Here is a 21,677-nt window from a genome sequence, read left to right on the forward strand (position 1 = left end):
CCGCAATAGCCTTCATCTTGTGTTGCAAGCCTATCGGATTTGGATCGAACGAATGACTGACACCCGCAACGGCGAGGACAACGGCAAATTGCTCTATTGCTCCTTCTGTGGCAAAAGCCAGCATGAAGTACGCAAATTGATTGCCGGCCCCTCGGTCTTTATATGCGACGAGTGCGTCGACCTGTGCAATGACATCATCCGAGAGGAGGTGCAGGAAGCCCAGGCCGAAAGCAGTGCGCATAAATTGCCATCGCCAAAAGAAATCAGCGGCATCCTTGACCAGTATGTAATCGGTCAGGAGCGTGCCAAGAAGGTTCTCGCAGTAGCGGTTTATAACCACTACAAGCGTCTGAACCAGCGTGACAAGAAAAACGATGATGTTGAACTGGGCAAAAGCAACATCCTGCTGATCGGCCCTACGGGCTCCGGCAAGACACTGCTTGCTGAAACATTGGCGCGTTTGCTCAATGTACCGTTCACCATTGCCGACGCGACTACCCTGACTGAAGCGGGTTATGTCGGTGAGGACGTGGAAAACATTATTCAAAAGTTGTTGCAGAAATGCGATTACGACGTGGAAAAAGCCCAGATGGGCATTGTCTACATCGACGAAATCGACAAGATTTCCCGCAAATCCGACAACCCGTCCATCACTCGTGACGTTTCGGGTGAGGGTGTGCAGCAGGCCTTGCTGAAACTGATAGAAGGCACTGTGGCTTCCGTTCCTCCGCAGGGTGGTCGTAAGCACCCGCAGCAGGAATTCCTGCAGGTAGACACCCGCAACATTCTGTTTATCTGCGGTGGTGCGTTCTCGGGGCTGGAGAAGGTTATCCAGAATCGCTCGACTCGCGGCGGCATCGGCTTCAACGCCGAAGTGCGCAGCAAGGAGGAGGGCAAGAAGGTTGGCGAATCCCTGCGTGAAGTCGAACCTGATGATCTGGTCAAGTTTGGTCTGATCCCCGAGTTTGTGGGTCGTCTCCCGGTTCTGGCAACGTTGGACGAGCTGGATGAGGCTGCGCTGATGCAGATTCTTACCGAGCCGAAAAACGCCCTGACCAAGCAGTATGCCAAGTTGTTCGAAATGGAAGGTGTGGACCTCGAGTTCCGTACCGATGCGTTGAAATCGGTCGCACGTCGGGCGCTTGAGCGCAAGACAGGTGCCCGCGGTCTGCGCTCCATTCTCGAAGGCGTCCTGCTCGACACCATGTACGAAATCCCCTCGCAGTCCGAGGTGAGCAAGGTGGTGATCGACGAGAGCGTCATCGACGGCACGTCCAAGCCGCTATTGATTTACGAAAATAGCGAGCCGCCTGCCAAGGTTGCTCCGGACGCGTGAGTAACACTGCTGCATGAATAAAGAAGGGGCCTTCGGGCCCCTTTCGCATTTCCCGCTTCAGAGCTTGTTTTTTTCAGGATCTACCCCCATCTTGGATTCAAGCTCATTCAACCTGTCACGGCCGACTGGCCGCTGTAGAGGCGAAATCATGAAAACGACCATTGAATTGCCTCTTTTGCCATTGCGTGATGTTGTGGTTTATCCGCACATGGTTATCCCGCTGTTCGTGGGGCGCGAGAAATCTATCGAAGCCCTTGAGGCCGCGATGACCGGCGACAAGCAGATCCTGTTGCTCGCGCAAAGAAATCCCGCTGATGATGATCCCGGTGAAGAGGCTCTTTATAGCGTCGGAACCATTGCAACCGTATTGCAACTGCTCAAATTGCCTGATGGCACCGTCAAGGTGCTGGTCGAGGGTGAGCAGCGCGGCTCGGTCGAGCGTTTCATGGAAGTGGACGGTCACTGCCGCGCAGAGGTCGCGCTGATCGAAGAAGTGGACGCGCCGGACCGCGAGTCAGAAGTATTCGTACGCAGCCTGTTGGCGCAGTTCGAGCAATATGTGCAGCTGGGCAAGAAAGTCCCGGCTGAAGTGCTTTCCTCGCTGAATAGCATTGATGAGCCTGGTCGTCTCGTGGACACCATGGCCGCGCACATGGCGTTGAAGATCGAGCAGAAGCAGGAAATCCTCGAGATCATCGACTTGCCGGCCCGTGTCGAGCACGTGCTGGCGCTGCTGGATGCCGAAATTGATCTGCTGCAGGTCGAGAAGCGCATCCGTGGTCGCGTCAAGAAGCAGATGGAGCGCAGTCAGCGCGAGTACTACCTGAACGAGCAGATGAAGGCCATTCAGAAAGAGCTCGGCGACAGCGAAGAAGGTCACAACGAAATCGAAGAGCTGAAAAAGCGCATCGATGCCGCTGGCCTGCCAAAAGACGCATTGACCAAGGCCACTTCGGAGCTGAACAAACTCAAACAGATGTCACCGATGTCGGCGGAAGCTACCGTGGTCCGCTCCTACATCGACTGGCTGGTTCAGGTGCCGTGGAAGGCCCAGAGCAAGGTTCGTCTGGATCTGGCACGTGCTGAAGACATTCTTGATGCAGACCATTATGGTCTGGATGAAGTCAAAGAGCGGATTCTCGAATACCTCGCCGTGCAAAAGCGCGTCAAGAAGATTCGCGGCCCGGTTCTGTGTCTGGTCGGCCCGCCTGGCGTGGGTAAAACCTCCCTGGCTGAGTCCATTGCACACGCGACCAACCGTAAGTTTGTGCGCATGGCGTTGGGCGGCGTGCGGGATGAAGCCGAAATTCGCGGCCATCGTCGAACCTATATCGGTTCGATGCCGGGTAGATTGATTCAAAAGATGACAAAGGTGGGCGTTCGCAACCCGCTGTTCCTGCTCGATGAAATCGACAAAATGGGCAGCGACATGCGCGGTGATCCGGCTTCGGCATTGCTTGAAGTTCTCGATCCGGAGCAGAACCACAATTTCAATGACCATTACCTGGAAGTCGATTATGACCTCTCCGACGTCATGTTCTTGTGCACCGCCAACTCGATGAACATCCCTGCGGCACTGCTGGACCGGATGGAAGTCATCCGTCTGCCCGGCTATACCGAAGACGAAAAAATCAACATCGCCGTCAAGTACCTTTCGCCCAAGCAGATTCAAGCCAATGGCTTGAAAAAAGGCGAAGTGGAGTTCGACGAAGAGGCCATTCGCGACATCATCCGTTACTACACCCGTGAAGCGGGCGTGCGTAGCCTTGAGCGTCAGATTGCCAAGGTCTGCCGCAAGGCGGTCAAAGAACACGCTCTGGAAAAACGTTTTGCGGTGCGTGTGACGGCAGAAATGCTCGAGCATTTCCTCGGTGTGCGCAAATTCCGCTACGGCCTGGCTGAACAGCAGGATCAGATCGGTCAGGTGACGGGGCTGGCGTGGACCCAGGTAGGCGGTGAATTGCTGACCATCGAGGCCGCTGTTGTTCCGGGTAAAGGTCAGTTGATCAAGACCGGTTCGCTGGGCGATGTGATGGTTGAATCCATCACGGCAGCCTTGACCGTGGTGCGCAGTCGCGCCAAGAGCCTCGGGATTCCTCTGGACTTCCACGAGAAGCGTGACACGCATATCCATATGCCGGAGGGCGCAACCCCGAAAGACGGCCCCAGCGCAGGCGTGGGCATGTGCACGGCGCTTGTTTCGGCACTGACACAGATCCCTGTGCGAGCCGACGTGGCGATGACCGGCGAAATCACCCTTCGTGGTCAGGTTCTGGCGATCGGCGGGCTCAAGGAAAAGCTCCTGGCTGCTCACCGTGGTGGCATCAAAACAGTCATCATCCCGGAAGAAAACGTACGGGACTTGAAAGAGATTCCTGACAACATCAAGCGTGACCTGCAGATCAAACCCGTTAAATGGATTGACGAAGTCCTGCAAATTGCGCTGCAATACGCGCCGGTGCCCTTGCCAGATGTGGCTCCGGAGATGGTTGCTAAGGATGAAAAGCGAGAGTCTGACTCTAAGGAAAGGATTAGCACGCATTAGTCTGGGTGGCCTTCCTTGACAGCTTTTTGGAGCCCTTGTTATAAAGCGGCTCTTTTAAGCGTCTGCAGGCCGTTCAGCGTTCGTTAGGCTTCACCAAAAACTTAGAAACATACTCAATATAGATATAAGGGGACTTAGAGTGAACAAGTCGGAACTGATTGATGCTATCGCTGCATCTGCTGATATCCCGAAAGCTGCTGCCGGCCGTGCGCTGGACGCAGTGATCGAATCCGTCACTGGCGCTCTGAAGGCTGGCGACTCCGTTGTACTGGTGGGTTTCGGAACATTTTCCGTGACTGATCGTCCAGCACGTATCGGTCGTAACCCTCAGACCGGCAAGACACTGGAAATCGCTGCAGCCAAAAAACCAGGTTTCAAAGCCGGCAAAGCACTGAAAGAAGCTGTTAACTAAGTTCTCAAAGCCTTTGCCCAACCGAAGCAGATCCATTCTGTTTCGGCTGCGGAGCGGTAGTGCGGTCGGTCTGAATCCGACCTGGCATACCGGGGTCGCACTTACCAACCCCGTCCGCTTCGCCAGTAACGAGAAGGCGCATCCTCGGATGCGCCTTTCTTCTATCCGCTTTCTACCCACGCTCCGCGGTTGGTTAGTCAGTACAACCGTTTTGGGGGACGCATGCTGCAAAACATCAGGGACAATTCACAGGGCTGGATTGCCAAGACAATCATCGGGGTCATCATTGCTTTGATGGCTTTGACGGGATTCGACGCCCTTTTTACAGCCACCAGCACCAAGCAGGACGCCGCAAAGGTCAATGGCGAGGAAATCACCAAGAGTGAGCTGAGCCAGGCGATCGACATGCAGCGCCGTCAGCTCATGCAGCAATTGGGCAAGGATTTCGATCCTTCTCTGCTTGACGAGAAAATGCTGCACGATGCCGCCTTGAAGGGTCTGGTTGACCGCAAGCTGCTGTTGCAAGGTGCCGAAAAGGCGAAGTTTTCCTTCTCGGAAGCTTCGCTGGACCAACAAATCCTGCAGACGCCTGAGTTTCAGGTGGACGGCAAGTTCAGTGCGGATCGTTTTGATCAGGTGATTCGTCAACTGGGCTTCACCCGGTTGCAGTTCCGCCAGATGCTCGCTCAGGAAATGTTGATCGGTCAGGTTCGTGCCGGCGTCGCTGGCAGTGCTTTTGTGACAGATAACCAGGTCGATGCCTTTGCCCGTCTTGAAAAACAGACCCGGGATTTCGCAACGCTGACGCTGGTTGCCGATACCTCAACGGCCAAAGTGACCGACGACGAGATCAAGGCGCACTACGACGAGCACGCCAAAGAGTTCATGAGCCCTGAACAGGTTGTGCTTGATTACATCGAGCTGAAGAAGTCCTCCTTCTTCGACAAGGTGCAGGTCAAGGACGAAGACCTTCAGGCGGCTTATCAGCAGGAAATTTCCAATCTGGCCGAACAGCGTCGTGCTGCGCACATCCTGATCGAAGTGAACGACAAGCAGAACGAAGCCCAGGCCAAGGCAAAGATTGAAGAAATTCAGCAGCGTCTGGCCAAAGGCGAGGATTTTGCGGCATTGGCCAAGGAGTTCTCCCAGGATCCGGGTTCAGCCTCCAAGGGCGGGGATCTGGGGTACGCTGGCAAGGGTGTCTACGATCCGGCCTTTGAAGAAGCGCTGTATGCGTTGAACAAGGACCAGGTCTCTGCGCCGGTGCAAAGTACCTACGGCTGGCACTTGATCAAGTTGTTGGGAGTGGAGGCGCCGTCAGTGCCTACGTTTGCCAGCCTGAAAGACAAGCTCATTCATGAGCTCAAGTCCCAGCAGGTTGAGCAACGCTTCGTTGACGCGACCAAGCAGCTTGAGGATTCGGCATACGAATCGTCCGATCTGGCTCAGCCAGCTCAGGATCTGGGCCTGAAAATCCAGACTACCGCGCCATTTGGTCGTGAAGGTGGGGAAGGTCTGACCGCCAACCGCGCCGTGATTCAGGCTGCTTTCAGTCCTGAGGTGCTGGAAGAGGGTTCCAACAGCAGTGCGCTGGAACTGGATCCGGAAACCGTGGTGGTTGTACGCGCCAAGGAGCACCGCCAGCCTGAGCAATTGCCGCTTGAGAGTGTTTCCAGCGTTATCCGCGCTCAGTTGGTCAAGGAGCACGCCAGCGCCGCAGTCAAAGCCAAGGGCGATGCTCTTCTGGCTGGCCTGCGCGATGGCAAGGTCCCACTGGCAGCCAAGCAGGATGGTCAGAGCTGGAAGGTGATGGAAGCGGTTACCCGCAGCCAGGAAGGTGTTGAGCCTGCCGTGCTGCAAGCGCTGTTCCGCATGCCCAAGCCTGAAGGCAAGGACAGGCCGGCCTTCACCAGCCTGACGCTGGCCGATGGCAGCTACGTGATCGTACGCCTCAATGGCGTCAATCAGGCTGCCGCACCGTCTGATGAAGAGAAAGCGCAATACCGCCGCTACCTGGCGTCCCGTGCCGGTCAGCAGGATTTTGCTGCTTACCGTGCGCAGCTGGAAAGCGAGGCGAAGATCGAGCGGTTCTGATGCTCTGATCTGACGACAAAAAAGAAGGCCGCTCATTGAGCGGTCTTTTTTTGTGCAGTAGAAACCTGACCACAAGGCGTCGGATTCACATGAACTGCACCCAAAACCCGGACACCTTCCAGTCTTTGGGTGCAGTCCATCCCGTGGGACCGGCTTTAGCCGGGAAGGCTGCGCTCCAGAAGGAACAAAGGCGGTGAATGCTCGGGCTTGTTCCCGGCTGAAGCCGGTCCCACAGGATTTGCCGCGTGTCCGTCAAGCGTTCACGGGCGAGCCTTGCATCGGCAGATCTGGCTTATTAACCCTCACAAAAAAACCCGCCACTCTTGCGAGTCGCGGGCTTCGGTAATGCTGAGAAGATTACTCTTCGAGACTACCCATCGCGGTGGTGTTGAACCCGCCGTCGACGTACATGATTTCGCCGCTGATGCCGGACGCGAGGTCCGAGCACAGGAACGCGCCGGCGTTGCCGACTTCGTCAATGGTCACGTTGCGACGCAATGGCGTTTGCGCTTCGTTGGCGGCCAGCATCTTGCGGAAGTTCTTGATCCCGGAAGCGGCCAACGTGCGGATCGGACCTGCCGATACCGCGTTGACGCGTGTGCCTTCAGGGCCAAGGCTGCCGGCCAGGTAACGTACACCCGCTTCGAGGCTGGCCTTGGCCATGCCCATTACGTTGTAGTTCGGCATGGTGCGCTCTGCGCCCAGGTAAGACAGGGTCAGCAGGCTGCCATTGCGGCCTTTCATCATTTCGCGACCGGCTTTGGCAAGGGCCACGAAGCTGTAGGCACTGATGTCGTGAGCGATGCGGAACCCTTCGCGGGTGGTCGCCTGGGTGAAGTCGCCGTCGAGCTGATCGCCCGGTGCGAAGCCCACGGAGTGAACGATCACGTCCAGCCCGTCCCACTTCTTGCTCAGTTCTTCGAAGACCTTGGCGATCTCTTCGTCGCTGGCGACGTCGCAAGGGAAGCACAGTTCAGGATTGGAGCCCCAGCCTGCGGCGAATTCTTCGACACGCCCTTTGAGTTTGTCGTTCTGATAGGTGAAGGCAAGCTCAGCGCCCTCGCGATGCATGGCGGCTGCGATACCGGATGCGATGGACAGTTTGCTAGCGACACCGACGATCAGGACGCGCTTACCGGCGAGAAAACCCATGTGTTGTTCCTCTTCAGGTTAATCGACAGCTACCGGCGCCAAAAAGGCGGCTTCCAGCAGCTGCTGTGTATAAGTATGTTGCGGTGCGGCAAAGATAGCTTGCGCGTCACCCTGTTCGACCACTTGGCCCTGCTTGACCACCATCAGTTGGTGGCTAAGCGCTTTAACGACCGCCAGGTCATGGCTGATGAACAAATACGTCAGGTTGTACTTGATCTGCAGTGAGCGCAGCAGCTCCACTACCTGACGCTGGACTGTCCGGTCGAGCGCCGAAGTGGGCTCGTCCAGCAAAATCAGCGCCGGTTTTAACACTAATGCCCGGGCAATGGCGATTCTCTGCCGCTGCCCGCCGGAAAACTCGTGGGGGTAGCGGTGCCGGGTTTCCGGGTCCAGCCCTACCTCCTTGAGCGCCTCGATGATCGCCACTTCCTGTTCGGCGGCTGTGCCCAGACGATGAATACGCAGGCCTTCGCCGACGATTTCACTCACCGACATGCGAGGGCTCAGGCTGCCGAACGGGTCCTGGAAGACCACTTGCATCTGTCGGCGCAGCGGACGAATCTGCTGCTGAGACAGGCAGTCTAGCGTTTCCCCCTGAAACCGTATGGTGCCTTGGCTACCGATCAGTCGAAGAATCGCCAGACCCAGCGTGGATTTCCCGGAACCGCTTTCACCGACAATTCCCAGTGTGTGCCCTTGGGGCAGGCTGAAACCAATGCCGTCCACCGCCTTCACATAATCCACGGTCCGCTTGAACAGACCTTTTTTGATCGGGAACCAGACCCGCAAGTCCTTCACTTCCAGCAATGTCGCACCGGCCGGATTGGCCGCCGGGCCTCCGCTGGGTTCTGCACTCAGCAGGATTTTCGTGTACGGATGCTGAGGTGAACGGAACAGCTCCTCACAGGACGCTTGTTCGACGATGCAACCGCGCTGCATGACACATACACGATTGGCTATTTGTCTGACCACGTTCAAGTCGTGGCTGATCAGCAGCAGGGCCATGCCCAGTCGTGCCTGCAATTGCTTGAGCAGTTCGAGGATTTTCAGTTGAACCGTCACGTCGAGTGCGGTGGTCGGTTCATCGGCGATCAACAGTTCCGGCTCGTTGGCCAGGGCCATGGCAATCATCACACGCTGGCGCTGACCGCCTGAGAGCTCGTGTGGCAGGGCTTTGAGGCGTTTTTGTGGCTCGGGTATGCCGACCAGCTCCAGCAGCTCCAGCGTGCGTCGTGTGGCGGCCTTGCCCGTCAGGCCCTTGTGCAGGCCGACGACTTCGTTGATCTGTTTTTCGATGGAGTGTAGAGGGTTCAGCGAGGTCATCGGCTCCTGAAAAATCATGGCGATCTTGTTGCCACGAATGGTTTGGAGTTTTTTCTCGCTCAGGGTCAGGAGATCCTGGCCGGCATAATGAATAGTGCCGCTTGGGTGACGCGCGAGCGGGTAGGGCAGCAGGCGCAGGATGGAGTGGGCGGTCACCGATTTGCCGGAACCACTTTCGCCCACCAGAGCAAGAGTTTCCCCCCGGCGGATGTCAAAGTTGATGCCTTCGACCACGCGCTGACAGCCTTCGCCCGCCACGAACTCGACGGCCAGATCGCGGATCTCGATCAGATTGTCATTGTTCATCTCATTTCCTTGGGTCGAAAGCGTCGCGAGCTGATTCACCGATGAACACCAGCAGGCTGAGCATCAAGGCCAGTACGGCAAAGGCACTGATGCCGAGCCACGGTGCCTGCAGATTGGATTTACCCTGCGCCACCAGTTCGCCCAGCGAAGGCGAGCCCGCTGGCAAACCGAAGCCGAGGAAGTCCAGCGCCGTCAGGGTGCCGATGGCGCCGGTCAGGATAAACGGCATGAACGTCATGGTTGAAACCATGGCGTTGGGCAGAATGTGGCGGAACATGATTGCGCCGTTCTCCATGCCCAGCGCCCGGGCAGCGCGCACGTATTCCAGGTTGCGCCCGCGCAGGAATTCAGCGCGCACCACGTCCACCAGGCTCATCCAGGAAAACAGCAGCATGATGCCCAGCAGCCACCAGAAATTGGGTTGGACGAAGCTCGCCAGAATGATCAGCAGATACAGCACGGGCAGTCCTGACCAGATTTCCAGGAAACGTTGCCCCAGCAGGTCCACCCAGCCGCCGTAAAACCCCTGCAATGCGCCGGTAATCACGCCAATGATCGAGCTGAGGATGGTCAGGGTCAGGGCAAACAGCACCGATACCCGAAAGCCATAAATCACTCGGGCCAGCACGTCACGGCCCTGGTCATCGGTGCCAAACAGGTTTTGCGCTGACGGCGGCGCGGGGGCCGGGACTTTCAGGTCGTAGTTGATGCTCTGGTAGCTGAACGGGATGGGCGCCCACAGCACCCAGCCGTCTTTGGCGGCCAGCAGTTCCTTGATGTAGGGGCTTTTGTAGTTGGCTTCCAGAGGGAATTCCCCGCCGAACGTGGTTTCCGGGTAGCGCTCGAACACCGGAAAGTACCAACTGCCGTCGTAGCGCACCGCCAGCGGTTTGTCGTTGGCGATCAGCTCCGCGCCCAGGCTCAGGCCGAACAGGATCAGAAACAGCCACAACGACCACCAGCCACGCTTGTTGGCCTTGAAGCGTTCAAAGCGGCGACGATTGAGAGGAGACAACTTCATATCAATGGTCCCTGCTTTCAAAGTCAATACGCGGGTCAACCAGCGTGTAGGTGATGTCACCGATCAATTTCACCACCAGCCCCAGCAGGGTGAAGATGAACAGCGTGCCGAATACCACCGGGTAGTCACGGTTGATGGCGGCTTCGAAGCTCATCAACCCCAGTCCGTCCAGGGAAAAAATCACCTCCACCAGCAGCGAACCGGTGAAGAAAATGCCGATGAATGCTGACGGGAAGCCCGCGATGACCAATAACATGGCGTTGCGGAACACATGCCCGTACAGCACTCGATGATTGCTCAAGCCCTTGGCTTTGGCGGTGATGACGTACTGTTTGCCGATTTCGTCGAGAAAGCTGTTTTTGGTCAGCAGGGTCATGGTGGCGAAGTTACCGATGACCAGAGCGGTGACGGGCAATACCAGGTGCCAGAAATAATCGAGGATCTTGCCGCCGGTGCTCAACTGATCGAAGTTGTTCGAGGTCAGCCCACGCAACGGGAACCAGTCCAGGTAGCTGCCACCTGCGAACACCACAATCAGCAGAATCGCGAACAGGAAGGCCGGGATGGCGTAACCAACGATGATCAGCGAACTGGTCCAGACGTCGAACTGGCTGCCGTGTCGTGTTGCCTTGGCGATGCCCAGCGGGATCGACACCAGGTACATGATCAGCGTGCTCCATAACCCCAGGGAAATGGACACCGGCATTTTTTCAATGATCAGGTCGATGACTTTCGCATCCCGGAAGAAACTGTCGCCAAAATCCAGGTGCGCGTAGTTCTTGATCATGATCCACAAACGTTCCGGCGCCGATTTGTCGAAGCCGTACATCTGCTCGATTTCTTTGACCAGCGCAGGATCAAGACCTTGCGCGCCGCGATAGGTCGAGCCTGCCACCGAGACCTCGGCACCGCCACCGGCGATGCGGCTGGTGGCGCCTTCGAAGCCTTCGAGCTTGGCGATCATTTGTTCCACCGGGCCGCCGGGCGCGGCCTGAATGATCAAGAAGTTGATGAGCAGGATGCCGAACAGGGTTGGAATGATCAGCAGCAGTCGCCGAAAGATATAAGCCAGCATGTTATTGCTCCGCACTCGCCGGTTCGGCTGGCTCAGGATCGTGACTCGGGGCGGCAGGGTCCGGCAGTGCTACCGCAGGCTTGGCGCCGGGTTTGACCCACCAGGTCATGGTGCCGACGTCGTACATCGGCGAGACCTTCGGATGGCCGATGTGATCCCAATACGCTACGCGCCAGGTTTTGATGTGCCAGTTGGGCACGACATAGAACCCCCACAGCAGGGCACGGTCCAGCGCTTTGGTGTGCACCAGCAGGCTGTCCCGCGAATCCGCATTGATAAGGCCGGTGACCAGACTGTCGATCGCCGGATCCTTCAAACCCATGAAGTTGCGGCTGCCGGGGTTGTCGGCGCTGGAGGAGTCGAAGTACTCGCGCTGCTCGTTCCCCGGCGAGCTGGACTGCGGGAAACTGCTGACGATCATGTCGTAATCGCGGGAGCGCAACCGGTTGATGTATTGGGAAACGTCTACCCGACGAATCTCCAGATTGATGCCGATATCGCTCAGGTTGCGTTTGTAGGGCAGCAAAATGCGTTCGAATTCGGTCTGCGCCAACAGGAACTCCACGGTGACCGGCTTGCCCTGAGCGTCGACCATTTTGTCGTCAACGATGCGCCAGCCAGCCTCTTGCAACAGTTGGAAGGCGCGGCGCAGTTGCGGGCGGATCATGCCGCTGCCGTCGGTGACGGGCAGTTTGAATTCTTCACTGAAGACCCGGTCCGGGATCTTGCCGCGCAAGGGCTCCAGCACTTGCAACTCGGCGGGCGACGGCAGACCGCTGGACGCCATGTCGGAGTTGTCGAAGTAGCTTTTGGTGCGCGTGTAGGCACCGTTGAACAACTGCTTGTTGGTCCATTCGAAGTCCAGCAACAAACCCAGCGCCTCACGCACCCGAGGGTCCTGGAACAGGGGGCGGCGCAGGTTGAAGACAAAGCCCTGCATGCCGGTCGGATTGCCGTTTGGCAGCTCTTCCCTGATCAGACGGCCTTCCTTGACGGCGGGGGTGTTGTACGCGGTCGCCCAGTTCTTGGCGCTGGTTTCCAGCCAGTAATCGAACTGTCCGGCCTTGCCAGCCTCCAGGGCCACCGTGTTGTCCCGGTAGTAATCCGTGGTAAGCACGTCGAAATTGTAGAAGCCCTTGTTCACCGGCAGGTCCTTGCCCCAGTAGTCCTTGACCCGTTCGTAACGCACCGAGCGTCCAGCCTTGACCTCGGCCACCTTGTACGGGCCACTGCCCAGCGGGAAATCCAGGTTGCCCTTGCTGAAATCCCGGGATTCCCAGAAGTGCTTGGGCAGCACCGGCAACTGGCCGATGATCAGCGGCAGCTCGCGGTTGTTGCTGTGTTTGAACTTGAACAGCACGCGCAGCGGGTCTTCAGCGATCACCTGATCGACATCGGCGTAGTAGCCGCGAAACATCGGTGCGCCACTTTTCATCAAGGTCTGGAAGCTGAACACCACGTCGTCGGCGCGCACCGGATGGCCGTCATGGAAGCGGGCTTCGGGTCGCAGGTAGAAACGCACCCAACTGTTGTCCGGCGCTTTTTCGATTTTGCCGGCGATCAGGCCGTATTCGGTAAACGGCTCGTCCAGGGCCTGACGGGCGAGGGTGTCATAAATCAGCCCGATGTCATCGGCGGCTACGCCCTTGTTGATGAATGGATTGAGGCTGTCGAAACCGCCGAACCCGGCCTGACGGAACAGGCCGCCCTTGGGGGCATCGGGATTGACATAGTCAAAGTGCTTGAAGTCGGCGGGGTATTTGGGCGCTTCGTTATACAGCGTCAGGGCATGTTGAGGGGCTGCCTGAGCCATGCAGGCCAGGCCGGCGAGGAAGAGGCCGCCAGCCTGCATCAGCAGGGAACGCATCACGGTCATCGGTTCTTCTCCAGGGGCTTGAGCCACCACGCGCGCAGCCCCAGGGTGTAGGGCGGGGTGGTGACCATGGCGAACCGGTTGCGGTACGCCAGGCGATGGTTGTTGAGGCACCAGTTGGGAATGCTGTAGTGCTGCGACAGCAAGACACGGTCCAGTGCGCGGGCAGCGGCCACCTGACTGTCGCGGGTTTGCGCGGCGAGCAATTGATTGAGCAGGCTGTCGACCACGGGGTTGGCGACACCGGCGTAATTCTTGCTGCCAGTGATGCTCGCCTGGCTGGAATGGAAGTACTGCCATTGCTCCAGCCCGGGGCTTAGCGTCTGGCCAAGGGTCATGAGGATCATGTCGAAATCGAACCGATCCAGGCGCTGTTTGTACTGGGCGCGGTCCACGGTGCGCAGCCGCGCATCGACGCCAATGCGCCGCAGGTCCTCGATATAGGGCTGCAGAATGCGTTCCAGGTTCGGGTTGACCAGCAGGATCTCGAGCTGCAGCGGCTGACCGTCACGATTCATCAGGCGCTGCTGGGACAGCTTCCAGCCCGCTTCAGCCAATAGTCCCAATGCCTTGCGCAAGGTTTCCCGCGGGATGCCACCCCCATCGGTCTTCGCTACGGTAAACGGCTGAGTCAACAGCCCCGGCGGCAACTGATCGCGATAAGACGACAGCAGCAGCCATTCCGCGCCGGTGGGCACACCGGTGGCGGAGAATTCACTGTTGGGGTAGTAGCTGGTCGAGCGGGTGTAGGCATTGCTGAACAGCGTGCGGTTGGTCCATTCGAAATTGAACATCAGGCCCAATGCCTCGCGGGTTTTCACGTCCGCGAAGGTGCTGCGTCGGGTGTTCATGAACAGGCCCTGGGTCTGGGTCGGGATCTTGTGCGGTATCTGCGCCTTGATCACATCGCCGGTCGCCACTGCCGGAAAGTTGTAGCCGGTGGCCCAGTTCTTGGCCTGATGCTCGATATAAATATCGAATTCGCCGGCCTTGAACGCCTCGAAGGCCACATCGCTGTCTCGGTAAAACTCGACTTCAACCCGATCAAAGTTGTATTTGCCGCGATTGACCGGCAGGTCCTTGCCCCAGTAGTCCTTGACCCGTTCGAACACCAGTTGGCGGCCGGGCTGCACACGGGTGATGCGATACGGGCCACTGCCCAGGGGCGGCTCATAGGTGGTGGCCTTGAAATCGCGGTCCTTCCAGTAGTGTTGCGGCAGTACGGGCAGCTCACCCAGGCGCAGGATCAACAATGGGTTCCCCGCCCGCTTGAAGACAAAACGGATGCGGTGCCGATTGAGAATGTCGACCCGTTGCACTTCCTGCAGCGCCGTGCGGTATTGCGGATGGCCATCCTTGAGCAGGGTGCGGTAGGAAAAAGCCACGTCATAGGCGGTAATCGGTTTGCCGTCATGAAAACGCGCCTGGGGACGCAAATTGAACACCACCCAGCTGCGATCTTCGCTGAACTCCACGCTCTGCGCGATCAAGCCATAACTTGAGGTGGGCTCATCCCCGGAAGGGTCGTACTGGCCGGTGCCGACCATCAGCGGCTCGTTCAGCTCACTGACGCCGTATTGCAGGAAGTTGCCAGTGGAAATCGGGCTGCTGCCCTTGAAGGTATAGGGGTTGAGCGTATCAAACGTGCCAAAAGCCATCATTCGCAGGGTGCCACCCTTCGGCGCCTCGGGATTGACCCAGTCGAAATGCGTGAAGCTGGCCGGATACTTGAGCACGCCGAATTGCGCATAGCCGTGGCTTTCGCTGATGGCTGCGCAGACGGGAAAGCTCAAGGCCAGACTAATGAGTAGCAGGAAGGGACGTATCACGATCCAGACGGCTTGGGCTTTAGGCCGGTAACAGTAACAGCTTGTATCGGCAGGAAAAAGACCACGGCGCAAAGGGCGAAGTCCCACGCCTGTTGCTCCCATCAAACAAAAACCAACCATTTGAACTGGAAACTGGATTCGTTGGAGCGAGGCTTGCCCGCGAAGAACCGAAATGCGGTGTATCTGGCTCACCGAGGCGTCTGATTCGCGGGCCAGCCTCGCTCCAACGAGGCCTGTAGGGTGGGACTCAATGCGGCAGATAAACCGTCAGCGTCTGACCCGGCTTGAGTGCCGAACCTGTGCGAGGGTTCCAGCGCTTGAGATGTTGCATCTCGACGTTGAAGCGCTTGGCGACGAGGTACATCGAATCGCCTTTCTGGATTTTGTACTGCATGGATTTTTTGTCAGCTTCCTTGGCTCCCGGCTTGGCTTTGGTGTTGGTGCTGGCTAGAACGGTATTAATTCGCGCCTTGCTGGTGTCTTCCATGACCAGGGTCTGGCCGACTTTCAGGCCTTGTCCGGACAGCTTGTTCCAATGCTGCAGATCCTTGACGTCGACCTTGTTCGCCTTGGCGATCATGGTCAGGTTCTCGCCGGGTTTGACCTTGTAGCTGCGGCTGCGGACAGGCTTGTCGTTACGGGCCACTTCTTCGAACACCGGTTGCGCCGGACTCATGCCAGGCTGGGTCGGAATAGTCAGGGCCTGGCCGACGCGCAGATTGTTGCCGGCAATCTTGTTGCTGCTTTTCAACGAACTGACAGAAACCTGATAACGGCTGGCGAGACTGGCGAGGGTATCGCCGGGACGCACGCGGTATTGCTGCCAGTCAACCAGTTCCTGAGGCTTCATGGTCGACAGGCTGGCGGTCAGCAGCTGAGCCTTGGACGTCGGCACCAGCAAGTGCTGCGGGCCGTCAACGGTCATGCGCTTCTTGAACGCTGGATTGAGCTGGAACAACTCGTCTTCGTCGATATTGGCCATTGCAGCGACCTTGGAGAGGTCCATGCGCTGGTTCAACTCGACGACTTCGAAATAGGGCCGATTCGCAATGGGGTTGAGGTTGACCCCGTACGCTTCGGGCGCCAGGACGACCTGGGAAAGCGCCAGCAACTTGGGGACGTAATCCTTGGTTTCCTGCGGCAGTGGCAGGTTCCAGTAGTCAGTGGGCAGGCCCAGCTTGTCGTTGCGTTCAATGGCGCGGCTGACCGTGCCTTCACCTGCGTTGTAGGCTGCAAGGGCCAGCAACCAGTCACCGTTGAACATATCGTGCAGCTTGCTCAGGTAATCCAGCGCTGCGACAGTTGAAGCCTGCACGTCACGACGACCATCGTAAAAGCTGGTCTGCCGCAGGTTGAAGTAGCGACCGGTCGACGGAATGAACTGCCACAAGCCGACCGCACTGCTGCGGGAAACGGCCATCGGGTTGTAAGCGCTTTCGATGACGGGCAGCAGTGCAAGCTCCAACGGCATGTCGCGCTCTTCAAGGCGCTCGACGATGTAGTGCATGTACAGGCTGCCACGCTCGCCAGCATTCTCAAGGAACGACGGGTTGTTGGCGAACCAGAGGCGCTGTTGGTCGATTCGCGGGTTCAGGTCATTGCCCTGTTGCAACTGAAAACCCTGACGCATGCGCTCCCAGACGTCTTGCGGGGGTGCAAGGGGCGTTGGTTTATGGCTGAGAAACACCGGCTTCTGTTTGATCCCCGCAGCCAGATTTGGCGCGCGATGGTTGCTGCTGGGCTCGATATGGCTGGTGGTCTGACAGCCCGCAAGCGTAGCGCTCACGGCAACAGCGATAGCCTGAGCCAGCCGGGTCAATGCGTCTGAATTGAGGGTACTGCGTATGGATGACGACATTGGCTGGGGGGTAGTTCCAAGCGAAAATGTCGGGCGATTCTAGGAACAGCCCTGCCAATGGTCAACCATTCAGAACTTTGTGACCGATTTTCGAGCTGCTTAGAACTTATCTTTCCAGGCGCGCAGGGCAGCAAAAACCGCGCTCGGCGACTGATTGGGAGTTCCGTTCCATTCGTCAGCTTTTTCTTTAACGGATGTTTCATGGGTGCGTATGAATGGGTTGGTCCGGCGTTCCAGGGCTAGATTTGAAGGCAGGCTGATGCGGTTTTCACTGCGCCACAGGCTGACCTGGGCCAGCCGTTCCGCGATATCGGCATTTTGGGGTTCTACCGCCTGGGCGAAACGCAGATTGCTCAACGTGTACTCGTGGGTGCAGTACACCAGCGTGGTGTCGGGCAGGTCGGTCAGGCGACCCAACGAGTGGTGCATTTGCTCCGGTGTGCCTTCAAAGAGCCGTCCACATCCGGCAGCGAACAGGGTATCACCGCAAAACAGCAACGGGGCTGCCGCGTCGGCATGGTAAAAAGCAATATGGCCCAGGGTATGGCCAGGTACCGCCAGGACACTGAAATCAAGGCCGAGGATGTTGATCCGGTCGTTATCGCTCAGCGCGACATCCCGTGCGGGTATGTTTTCGGCCGCAGGGCCCAGGACTTTGGCCTGGGTATGCTGCTTGAGGCGGGCAACGCCGCCCACATGATCATGGTGATGGTGGGTCACGAGAATGTCGGTAAGCTGCCAGTCCGGATGCTGTTCCAGCCACTCCAGTACCGGCGCGGCATCACCTGGATCGACGACAGCACAGTGTTTGCTGGAAGGATCCTGTAACAACCAGATGTAGTTGTCGGTGAAAGCGGGCAGGGCATCGATCTGTATCATGGCGCAGTTCGCTTAGCGGGAAACAATGGTGCATCTTAGAGTCTGATTACCTTCGAGGCGAGCATCCCCTCGGGAGAACTGAAATGACCGATGAAGCTTTCGCCCAGGCTGATCCTGAGTGGCTGGCGCTGATCAGTTCGGCGCGTGAGTGGTTGTCCGGGCCGCTAGGCCAACTGTTATTGCAAGAAGAACGGCGCCTGCTCGAAGACGAGTTGGGGCGCTATTTCGGCGGCTACCTGGTGCATTACGGGCCATCCGCGGAGACGCCGCCTGCCGCTGAGCAAGTGCAGCGCAATGTACGGCTTGGCGCGCCGCTGCCGGGGGTCGAGATCGTCTGTGAAGAGCAGGCCTGGCCGCTCAGCGAGCACGCGGCCGACGTGGTGGTGCTGCAGCACGGGCTGGATTTCTGTATGTCGCCCCACGGCCTGTTGCGCGAGGCGGCCAGCAGTGTGCGCCCCGGTGGTCATCTTTTGATCATCGGCATCAACCCGTGGAGCACCTGGGGGTTTCGTCATATGTTCGCCCATGATGCGCTGGGCAAGGCGCGCTGCATTGCGCCGTCCCGAGTGGCGGACTGGCTCAATCTACTGGGCTTCGCGCTGGAGAAACGACGCTTCGGGTGCTATCGTCCGCCGTTTGCTTCAGCGACCTGGCAATCGCGTCTGTCCGGCCTTGAACGGCTGGGTAACGGTTGGCAAAGCCCCGGCGGTGGCTTCTATTTATTAGTGGCCCGCAAGATGGTGGTAGGGCTGCGTCCTGTGCGTCAGACGCGGCGGCAACCGTTGGGCAAGCTCATCCCGCTGCCGATGGCGAAGGTCAATCGTCGCAGTACCGAGCCCTGAGCAGGTGCTCAAGCCCACTACTTTCTGGAAAACGTTGTAATGAGTGAAAGCGTTGAGATCTTTACCGATGGCGCCTGCAAGGGTAATCCTGGCCCCGGCGGCTGGGGCGCACTGTTGGTGTGCAAGGGCGTCGAGAAGGAACTGTGGGGCGGCGAAGCCAACACCACCAACAACCGCATGGAACTGACCGGCGCGATTCGTGGCCTTGAAGAACTCAAGCGCTCCTGCGATGTGACGCTGGTGACGGACTCCCAGTACGTCATGAAAGGCATTACCGAGTGGATGGTGAACTGGAAGAAACGCGGCTGGAAGACAGCCGCGAAGGAACCGGTAAAAAACGCTGATCTCTGGAAACTGCTGGATGAACAAGTCAATCGACACACCGTGACCTGGCAATGGGTGCGCGGCCACATTGGTCATTACGGCAACGAGCGTGCTGACCAGTTGGCCAATCGTGGTGTCGACGAAGTGAGGGGCATCAAACATGCGTAGTGTTGTACTCGACACCGAAACCACAGGCATGCCGGTCACCGACGGTCACCGGGTCATCGAGATCGGTTGCGTCGAATTGATCGGCCGTCGCCTGACCGGGCGGCATTTCCATGTGTACCTGCAACCTGATCGTGAGAGCGATGAGGGCGCGATCGGTGTCCACGGCATCACCAATGAATTTCTGGTGGGCAAACCGCGTTTTGCTGAAGTGGCCGATGAGTTCTTTGAATTCATCAAGGGCGCGCAGCTGATCATCCACAACGCGGCGTTCGACATCGGCTTTATCAACAACGAATTCGCACTCATCGGGCAGACCGACAAGGCCGACATTACTCGGCATTGCACCGTGCTCGACACCTTGCTCATGGCCCGGGAACGTCACCCCGGCCAGCGCAACAGCCTGGATGCATTGTGCAAGCGCTACGGCGTTGACAACTCCGGGCGTGAGCTGCACGGCGCGTTGCTCGACTCCGAGATTCTGGCCGACGTTTACCTGACCATGACCGGCGGGCAGACCAGCCTGTCCCTGGCCGGTAATGCCACGGACGGTAACGGCTCCGGCGAGGGGTCGGGTAATACCGCCAGTGAGATTCGTCGTTTGCCTGCCGATCGCGCACGTTGCCGGGTTATCCGCGCCAGCGAAAGCGAAATGGCCGAGCACGCGGTACGTATGGCCGCGATTGCCAAATCAGCCGGCGCTCCTGCGTTGTGGGTGCAGTTGCAAGAGGCCCGTGACCAGGCATCCGTATGACCCTTTCATCCACAGCGTAGCGATGTGAAGACTTTGGCTAACCCGGCACTGAGCATTCGGGTCGCAGATGAATGCTTCGAAGATTACATCCTCAACAGCGAATTCACCTTTACCGTCAGCGGTTATGCGCTGGCGCGGGTGGGTGAGCGTGTGGAGTGCTGGGAAGTCGAGCCGGTCGAGCCCTACTGCAAGAACTACGGCATTGATTCTCAGGAGTTCTGCGACTACCGCGATGCTGCGGACAGCACGGTGCTGGTGGCATGGCTGGAGGATCGGGCAGTGGGGCATGTGGTGCTGAGCAGGCACTGGAACGGCTTTGCCCACATTGACGAGCTGGCGGTAGATGCTTCGGCGCGACGTATGGGTGTAGCCCGTGCCCTATTGGAAGTTGCGCAGTTCTGGAGTCGCAAACAGGCGTTGCCGGGCATCATGCTGGAAACCCAGAACAACAATCTGGCTGCCTGCATGTTGTACCAACGCTGTGGGTTCGTGGTGGGCGGGGTTGATCACATGCGTTATCGCGGCATTGACCCGCAAACCCGGGAAGCAGCGATATTCTGGTACCTGCTGTTCAGTGAAGGTGATCAGCATTCAGCCTGAGCCGCCGCCTGTGCTCACGATAAGACGTGGCAATCAAGCGGTGCGCAGGCCTTGGATCATTTGGTGCGAGTCATGTGTACGCCAGACTGAAGAAGCTCGAAGTCATCCCCACCCAAATGCTTGACCCGATCACCGATTGCCAGGCGATAAGTGGATACAGGCTCCGTGCCGCCAGCCTCGGAAGGCTGTGATTCCTGGAACTCATGCACGGAGTAGACGCGGCCTTCGGCGTCCCTTGCATGAAATTGTCCGACGAGAACTGAAGCCATTTGCTTTGTAACCTCTGAAGATAACCGCTCATTTACTGCTGCATGCTAACACCGTGCGCCCGCAATCTGCGCTGGCTTGTGGGCCAGGCCCGAAGAAAGGCCAATGGCGCCGGTGATCGAGCCTTGTAGACCACTGTTCGGGCGGGGAGTTTTCGGTCAGCGAAAAAATAATTCAGCCCACGGTCCCAGCGTGAAACATCCCGTGCCCGGAAAAATTATTGGCACATTCAAACAACTCATGGCCCGCTTTACGCCGCCACTTCATCTATAACTATGGGCTCTTAGTATTCTTAGAAGGAAATCTTTATGAGTCAGGTTTATTCGGTTGCCGTGGTCGTGGGCAGTTTGCGGGCGGACTCCATCAATCGCAAAGTTGCACTGGCGCTCGCTGCGCTGGCTCCGGCGAATCTGCAACTAAAGATTGTCGAGATTGGCGACCTGCCGCTTTATAACGAAGACATCGACACGGCGACCTCCACGCCCGAGTCGTATACAGCCTTTCGTCAGCAAATAGCCGCCGCCGACGCCGTGCTGTTTGTTACGCCTGAATACAATCGGTCGGTGCCGGGTGCCTTGAAGAACGCCATTGATGTTGGCTCCCGCCCTTACGGCAAAAGCGCCTGGAGCGGCAAGCCGGGGGCCGTGATCAGTGCATCGCCGGGTGCTATCGGCGGTTTCGGTGCCAACCACCACCTGCGCCAGTCTCTGGTGTTCCTCAATGTTCCGTGCCTGCAGCAGCCGGAAGCCTATCTGGGCAACGCCGGGACGTTTTTCGATGACGCCGGAACGCTGTCCGAGCAAACCCGGCCGTTCCTGCAGACGTTCATCAACGCCTACGCGGCTTGGGTTGAGCAGAACAAGAAGGCCTGATTGGCTGTCGTAGACCGCGTGTATCAGGCCGACCCGCGCTGCTTCATGTCGCGCAGCGTGCGCCAGACCTGTCGATAAGCTCCTTTGTTTTCTGCCTGTGCCCGCCAGATACGGCACAGGCGGGTTTCAGATAAAGGAGATTGATCGTGT

Annotated in this window: 18 protein-coding genes; 9 read left to right on the plus strand and 9 right to left on the minus strand. The window is 58.1% G+C overall.

Annotation, left to right across the window (positions count from 1 at the left end):
* The first annotated feature begins 52 nt into the window (after window positions 1-52).
* From clpX to ACP7B0_RS12925, 4 genes are all read left to right on the plus strand, one after another.
* Window positions 53-1,336, plus strand: a complete 1,284-nt coding sequence (gene clpX / locus ACP7B0_RS12910; RefSeq protein ID WP_426141773.1) for an ATP-dependent Clp protease ATP-binding subunit ClpX — start codon at window positions 53-55, stop codon at window positions 1,334-1,336.
* A gap of 148 nt (window positions 1,337-1,484) precedes the next feature.
* The gene (lon, locus tag ACP7B0_RS12915; RefSeq protein WP_426141774.1) at window positions 1,485-3,881 is read left to right on the plus strand and encodes an endopeptidase La; all 2,397 of its coding nucleotides are present in this window, start codon (window positions 1,485-1,487) and stop codon (window positions 3,879-3,881) included.
* 139 nt (window positions 3,882-4,020) lie between these two features.
* Window positions 4,021-4,293: an HU family DNA-binding protein gene (locus tag ACP7B0_RS12920; protein WP_002552737.1), complete on the plus strand. Its 273-nt coding sequence runs from the start codon at window positions 4,021-4,023 to the stop codon at window positions 4,291-4,293.
* Window positions 4,294-4,515: 222 nt separating this feature from the next.
* Window positions 4,516-6,387, plus strand: coding sequence for a SurA N-terminal domain-containing protein (locus tag ACP7B0_RS12925; protein WP_426141776.1), 1,872 nt, complete (start codon window positions 4,516-4,518; stop codon window positions 6,385-6,387).
* 357 nt (window positions 6,388-6,744) lie between these two features.
* On the opposite strand, the gene fabI is transcribed toward ACP7B0_RS12925, so the two are convergent.
* The 8 genes from fabI to gloB all read right to left on the minus strand — a co-directional run bounded on the left by fabI (window position 6,745) and on the right by gloB (window position 17,703).
* Entirely contained in the window at window positions 6,745-7,539 is a 795-nt protein-coding gene (gene fabI, locus ACP7B0_RS12930) for an enoyl-ACP reductase FabI (RefSeq protein ID WP_426141777.1), read from the minus strand.
* An 18-nt stretch (window positions 7,540-7,557) separates the two neighbouring features.
* Entirely contained in the window at window positions 7,558-9,168 is a 1,611-nt protein-coding gene (locus ACP7B0_RS12935; protein WP_426141778.1) for an ABC transporter ATP-binding protein, read from the minus strand.
* A gap of 1 nt (window position 9,169) precedes the next feature.
* Window positions 9,170-10,189, minus strand: a complete 1,020-nt coding sequence (locus tag ACP7B0_RS12940; RefSeq protein ID WP_426141779.1) for an ABC transporter permease — start codon at window positions 10,187-10,189, stop codon at window positions 9,170-9,172.
* Window position 10,190: 1 nt separating this feature from the next.
* Complete coding sequence (locus tag ACP7B0_RS12945; protein WP_426141780.1) at window positions 10,191-11,264, minus strand: microcin C ABC transporter permease YejB; 1,074 nt, start codon at window positions 11,262-11,264, stop codon at window positions 10,191-10,193.
* 1 nt (window position 11,265) lies between these two features.
* The gene (locus ACP7B0_RS12950) at window positions 11,266-13,140 is read right to left on the minus strand and encodes an extracellular solute-binding protein (protein ID WP_426141781.1); all 1,875 of its coding nucleotides are present in this window, start codon (window positions 13,138-13,140) and stop codon (window positions 11,266-11,268) included.
* On the minus strand, window positions 13,137-14,966 hold the full coding sequence (locus tag ACP7B0_RS12955) for an extracellular solute-binding protein (protein ID WP_426141783.1): 1,830 nt from the start codon (window positions 14,964-14,966) through the stop codon (window positions 13,137-13,139). Before ACP7B0_RS12955 ends, ACP7B0_RS12950 begins: the two co-directional genes overlap by 4 nt.
* A 247-nt stretch (window positions 14,967-15,213) precedes the next feature.
* Window positions 15,214-16,824, minus strand: coding sequence for a LysM peptidoglycan-binding domain-containing protein (locus ACP7B0_RS12960; protein ID WP_426141785.1), 1,611 nt, complete (start codon window positions 16,822-16,824; stop codon window positions 15,214-15,216).
* A gap of 99 nt (window positions 16,825-16,923) precedes the next feature.
* Window positions 16,924-17,703: a hydroxyacylglutathione hydrolase gene (gene gloB / locus ACP7B0_RS12965; protein ID WP_426141787.1), complete on the minus strand. Its 780-nt coding sequence runs from the start codon at window positions 17,701-17,703 to the stop codon at window positions 16,924-16,926.
* Window positions 17,704-17,786: 83 nt separating this feature from the next.
* Here gloB and ACP7B0_RS12970 point away from each other — a divergent pair, with 83 nt between their 5' ends.
* From ACP7B0_RS12970 to ACP7B0_RS12985, 4 genes are read left to right on the plus strand one after another with little or no spacing between them, the layout of a single operon-like run.
* Window positions 17,787-18,545 carry a class I SAM-dependent methyltransferase gene (locus tag ACP7B0_RS12970; RefSeq protein ID WP_426141789.1) on the plus strand — a complete coding sequence of 253 codons (759 nt, stop codon included), beginning with the start codon at window positions 17,787-17,789 and terminating at the stop codon, window positions 18,543-18,545.
* Window positions 18,546-18,584: 39 nt separating this feature from the next.
* A complete protein-coding gene (gene rnhA / locus ACP7B0_RS12975) occupies window positions 18,585-19,037 on the plus strand; it encodes a ribonuclease HI (protein WP_020288766.1) in 453 nt (150 codons plus the stop codon).
* Window positions 19,030-19,788, plus strand: coding sequence for a DNA polymerase III subunit epsilon (gene dnaQ, locus ACP7B0_RS12980; RefSeq protein WP_426141790.1), 759 nt, complete (start codon window positions 19,030-19,032; stop codon window positions 19,786-19,788). The genes rnhA and dnaQ overlap by 8 nt, the downstream gene beginning before the upstream one ends.
* Before the next feature lie 24 nt (window positions 19,789-19,812).
* Window positions 19,813-20,388, plus strand: coding sequence for a GNAT family N-acetyltransferase (locus tag ACP7B0_RS12985; RefSeq protein WP_426141792.1), 576 nt, complete (start codon window positions 19,813-19,815; stop codon window positions 20,386-20,388).
* A 56-nt stretch (window positions 20,389-20,444) separates the two neighbouring features.
* Here the strand turns inward: ACP7B0_RS12985 and ACP7B0_RS12990 are convergent, their stop codons facing one another.
* On the minus strand, window positions 20,445-20,657 hold the full coding sequence (locus ACP7B0_RS12990) for a hypothetical protein (protein WP_426141794.1): 213 nt from the start codon (window positions 20,655-20,657) through the stop codon (window positions 20,445-20,447).
* Window positions 20,658-20,963: 306 nt separating this feature from the next.
* Between ACP7B0_RS12990 and ACP7B0_RS12995 the strand changes: the two genes are divergently transcribed.
* Window positions 20,964-21,527, plus strand: a complete 564-nt coding sequence (locus ACP7B0_RS12995; protein ID WP_426141795.1) for an NADPH-dependent FMN reductase — start codon at window positions 20,964-20,966, stop codon at window positions 21,525-21,527.
* The last annotated feature ends 150 nt before the right edge of the window (window positions 21,528-21,677 follow it).

Origin of the sequence: Pseudomonas sp. DWP3-1-2, from assembly GCF_049896285.1 — a bacterium.
GTDB lineage: Bacteria > Pseudomonadota > Gammaproteobacteria > Pseudomonadales > Pseudomonadaceae > Aquipseudomonas.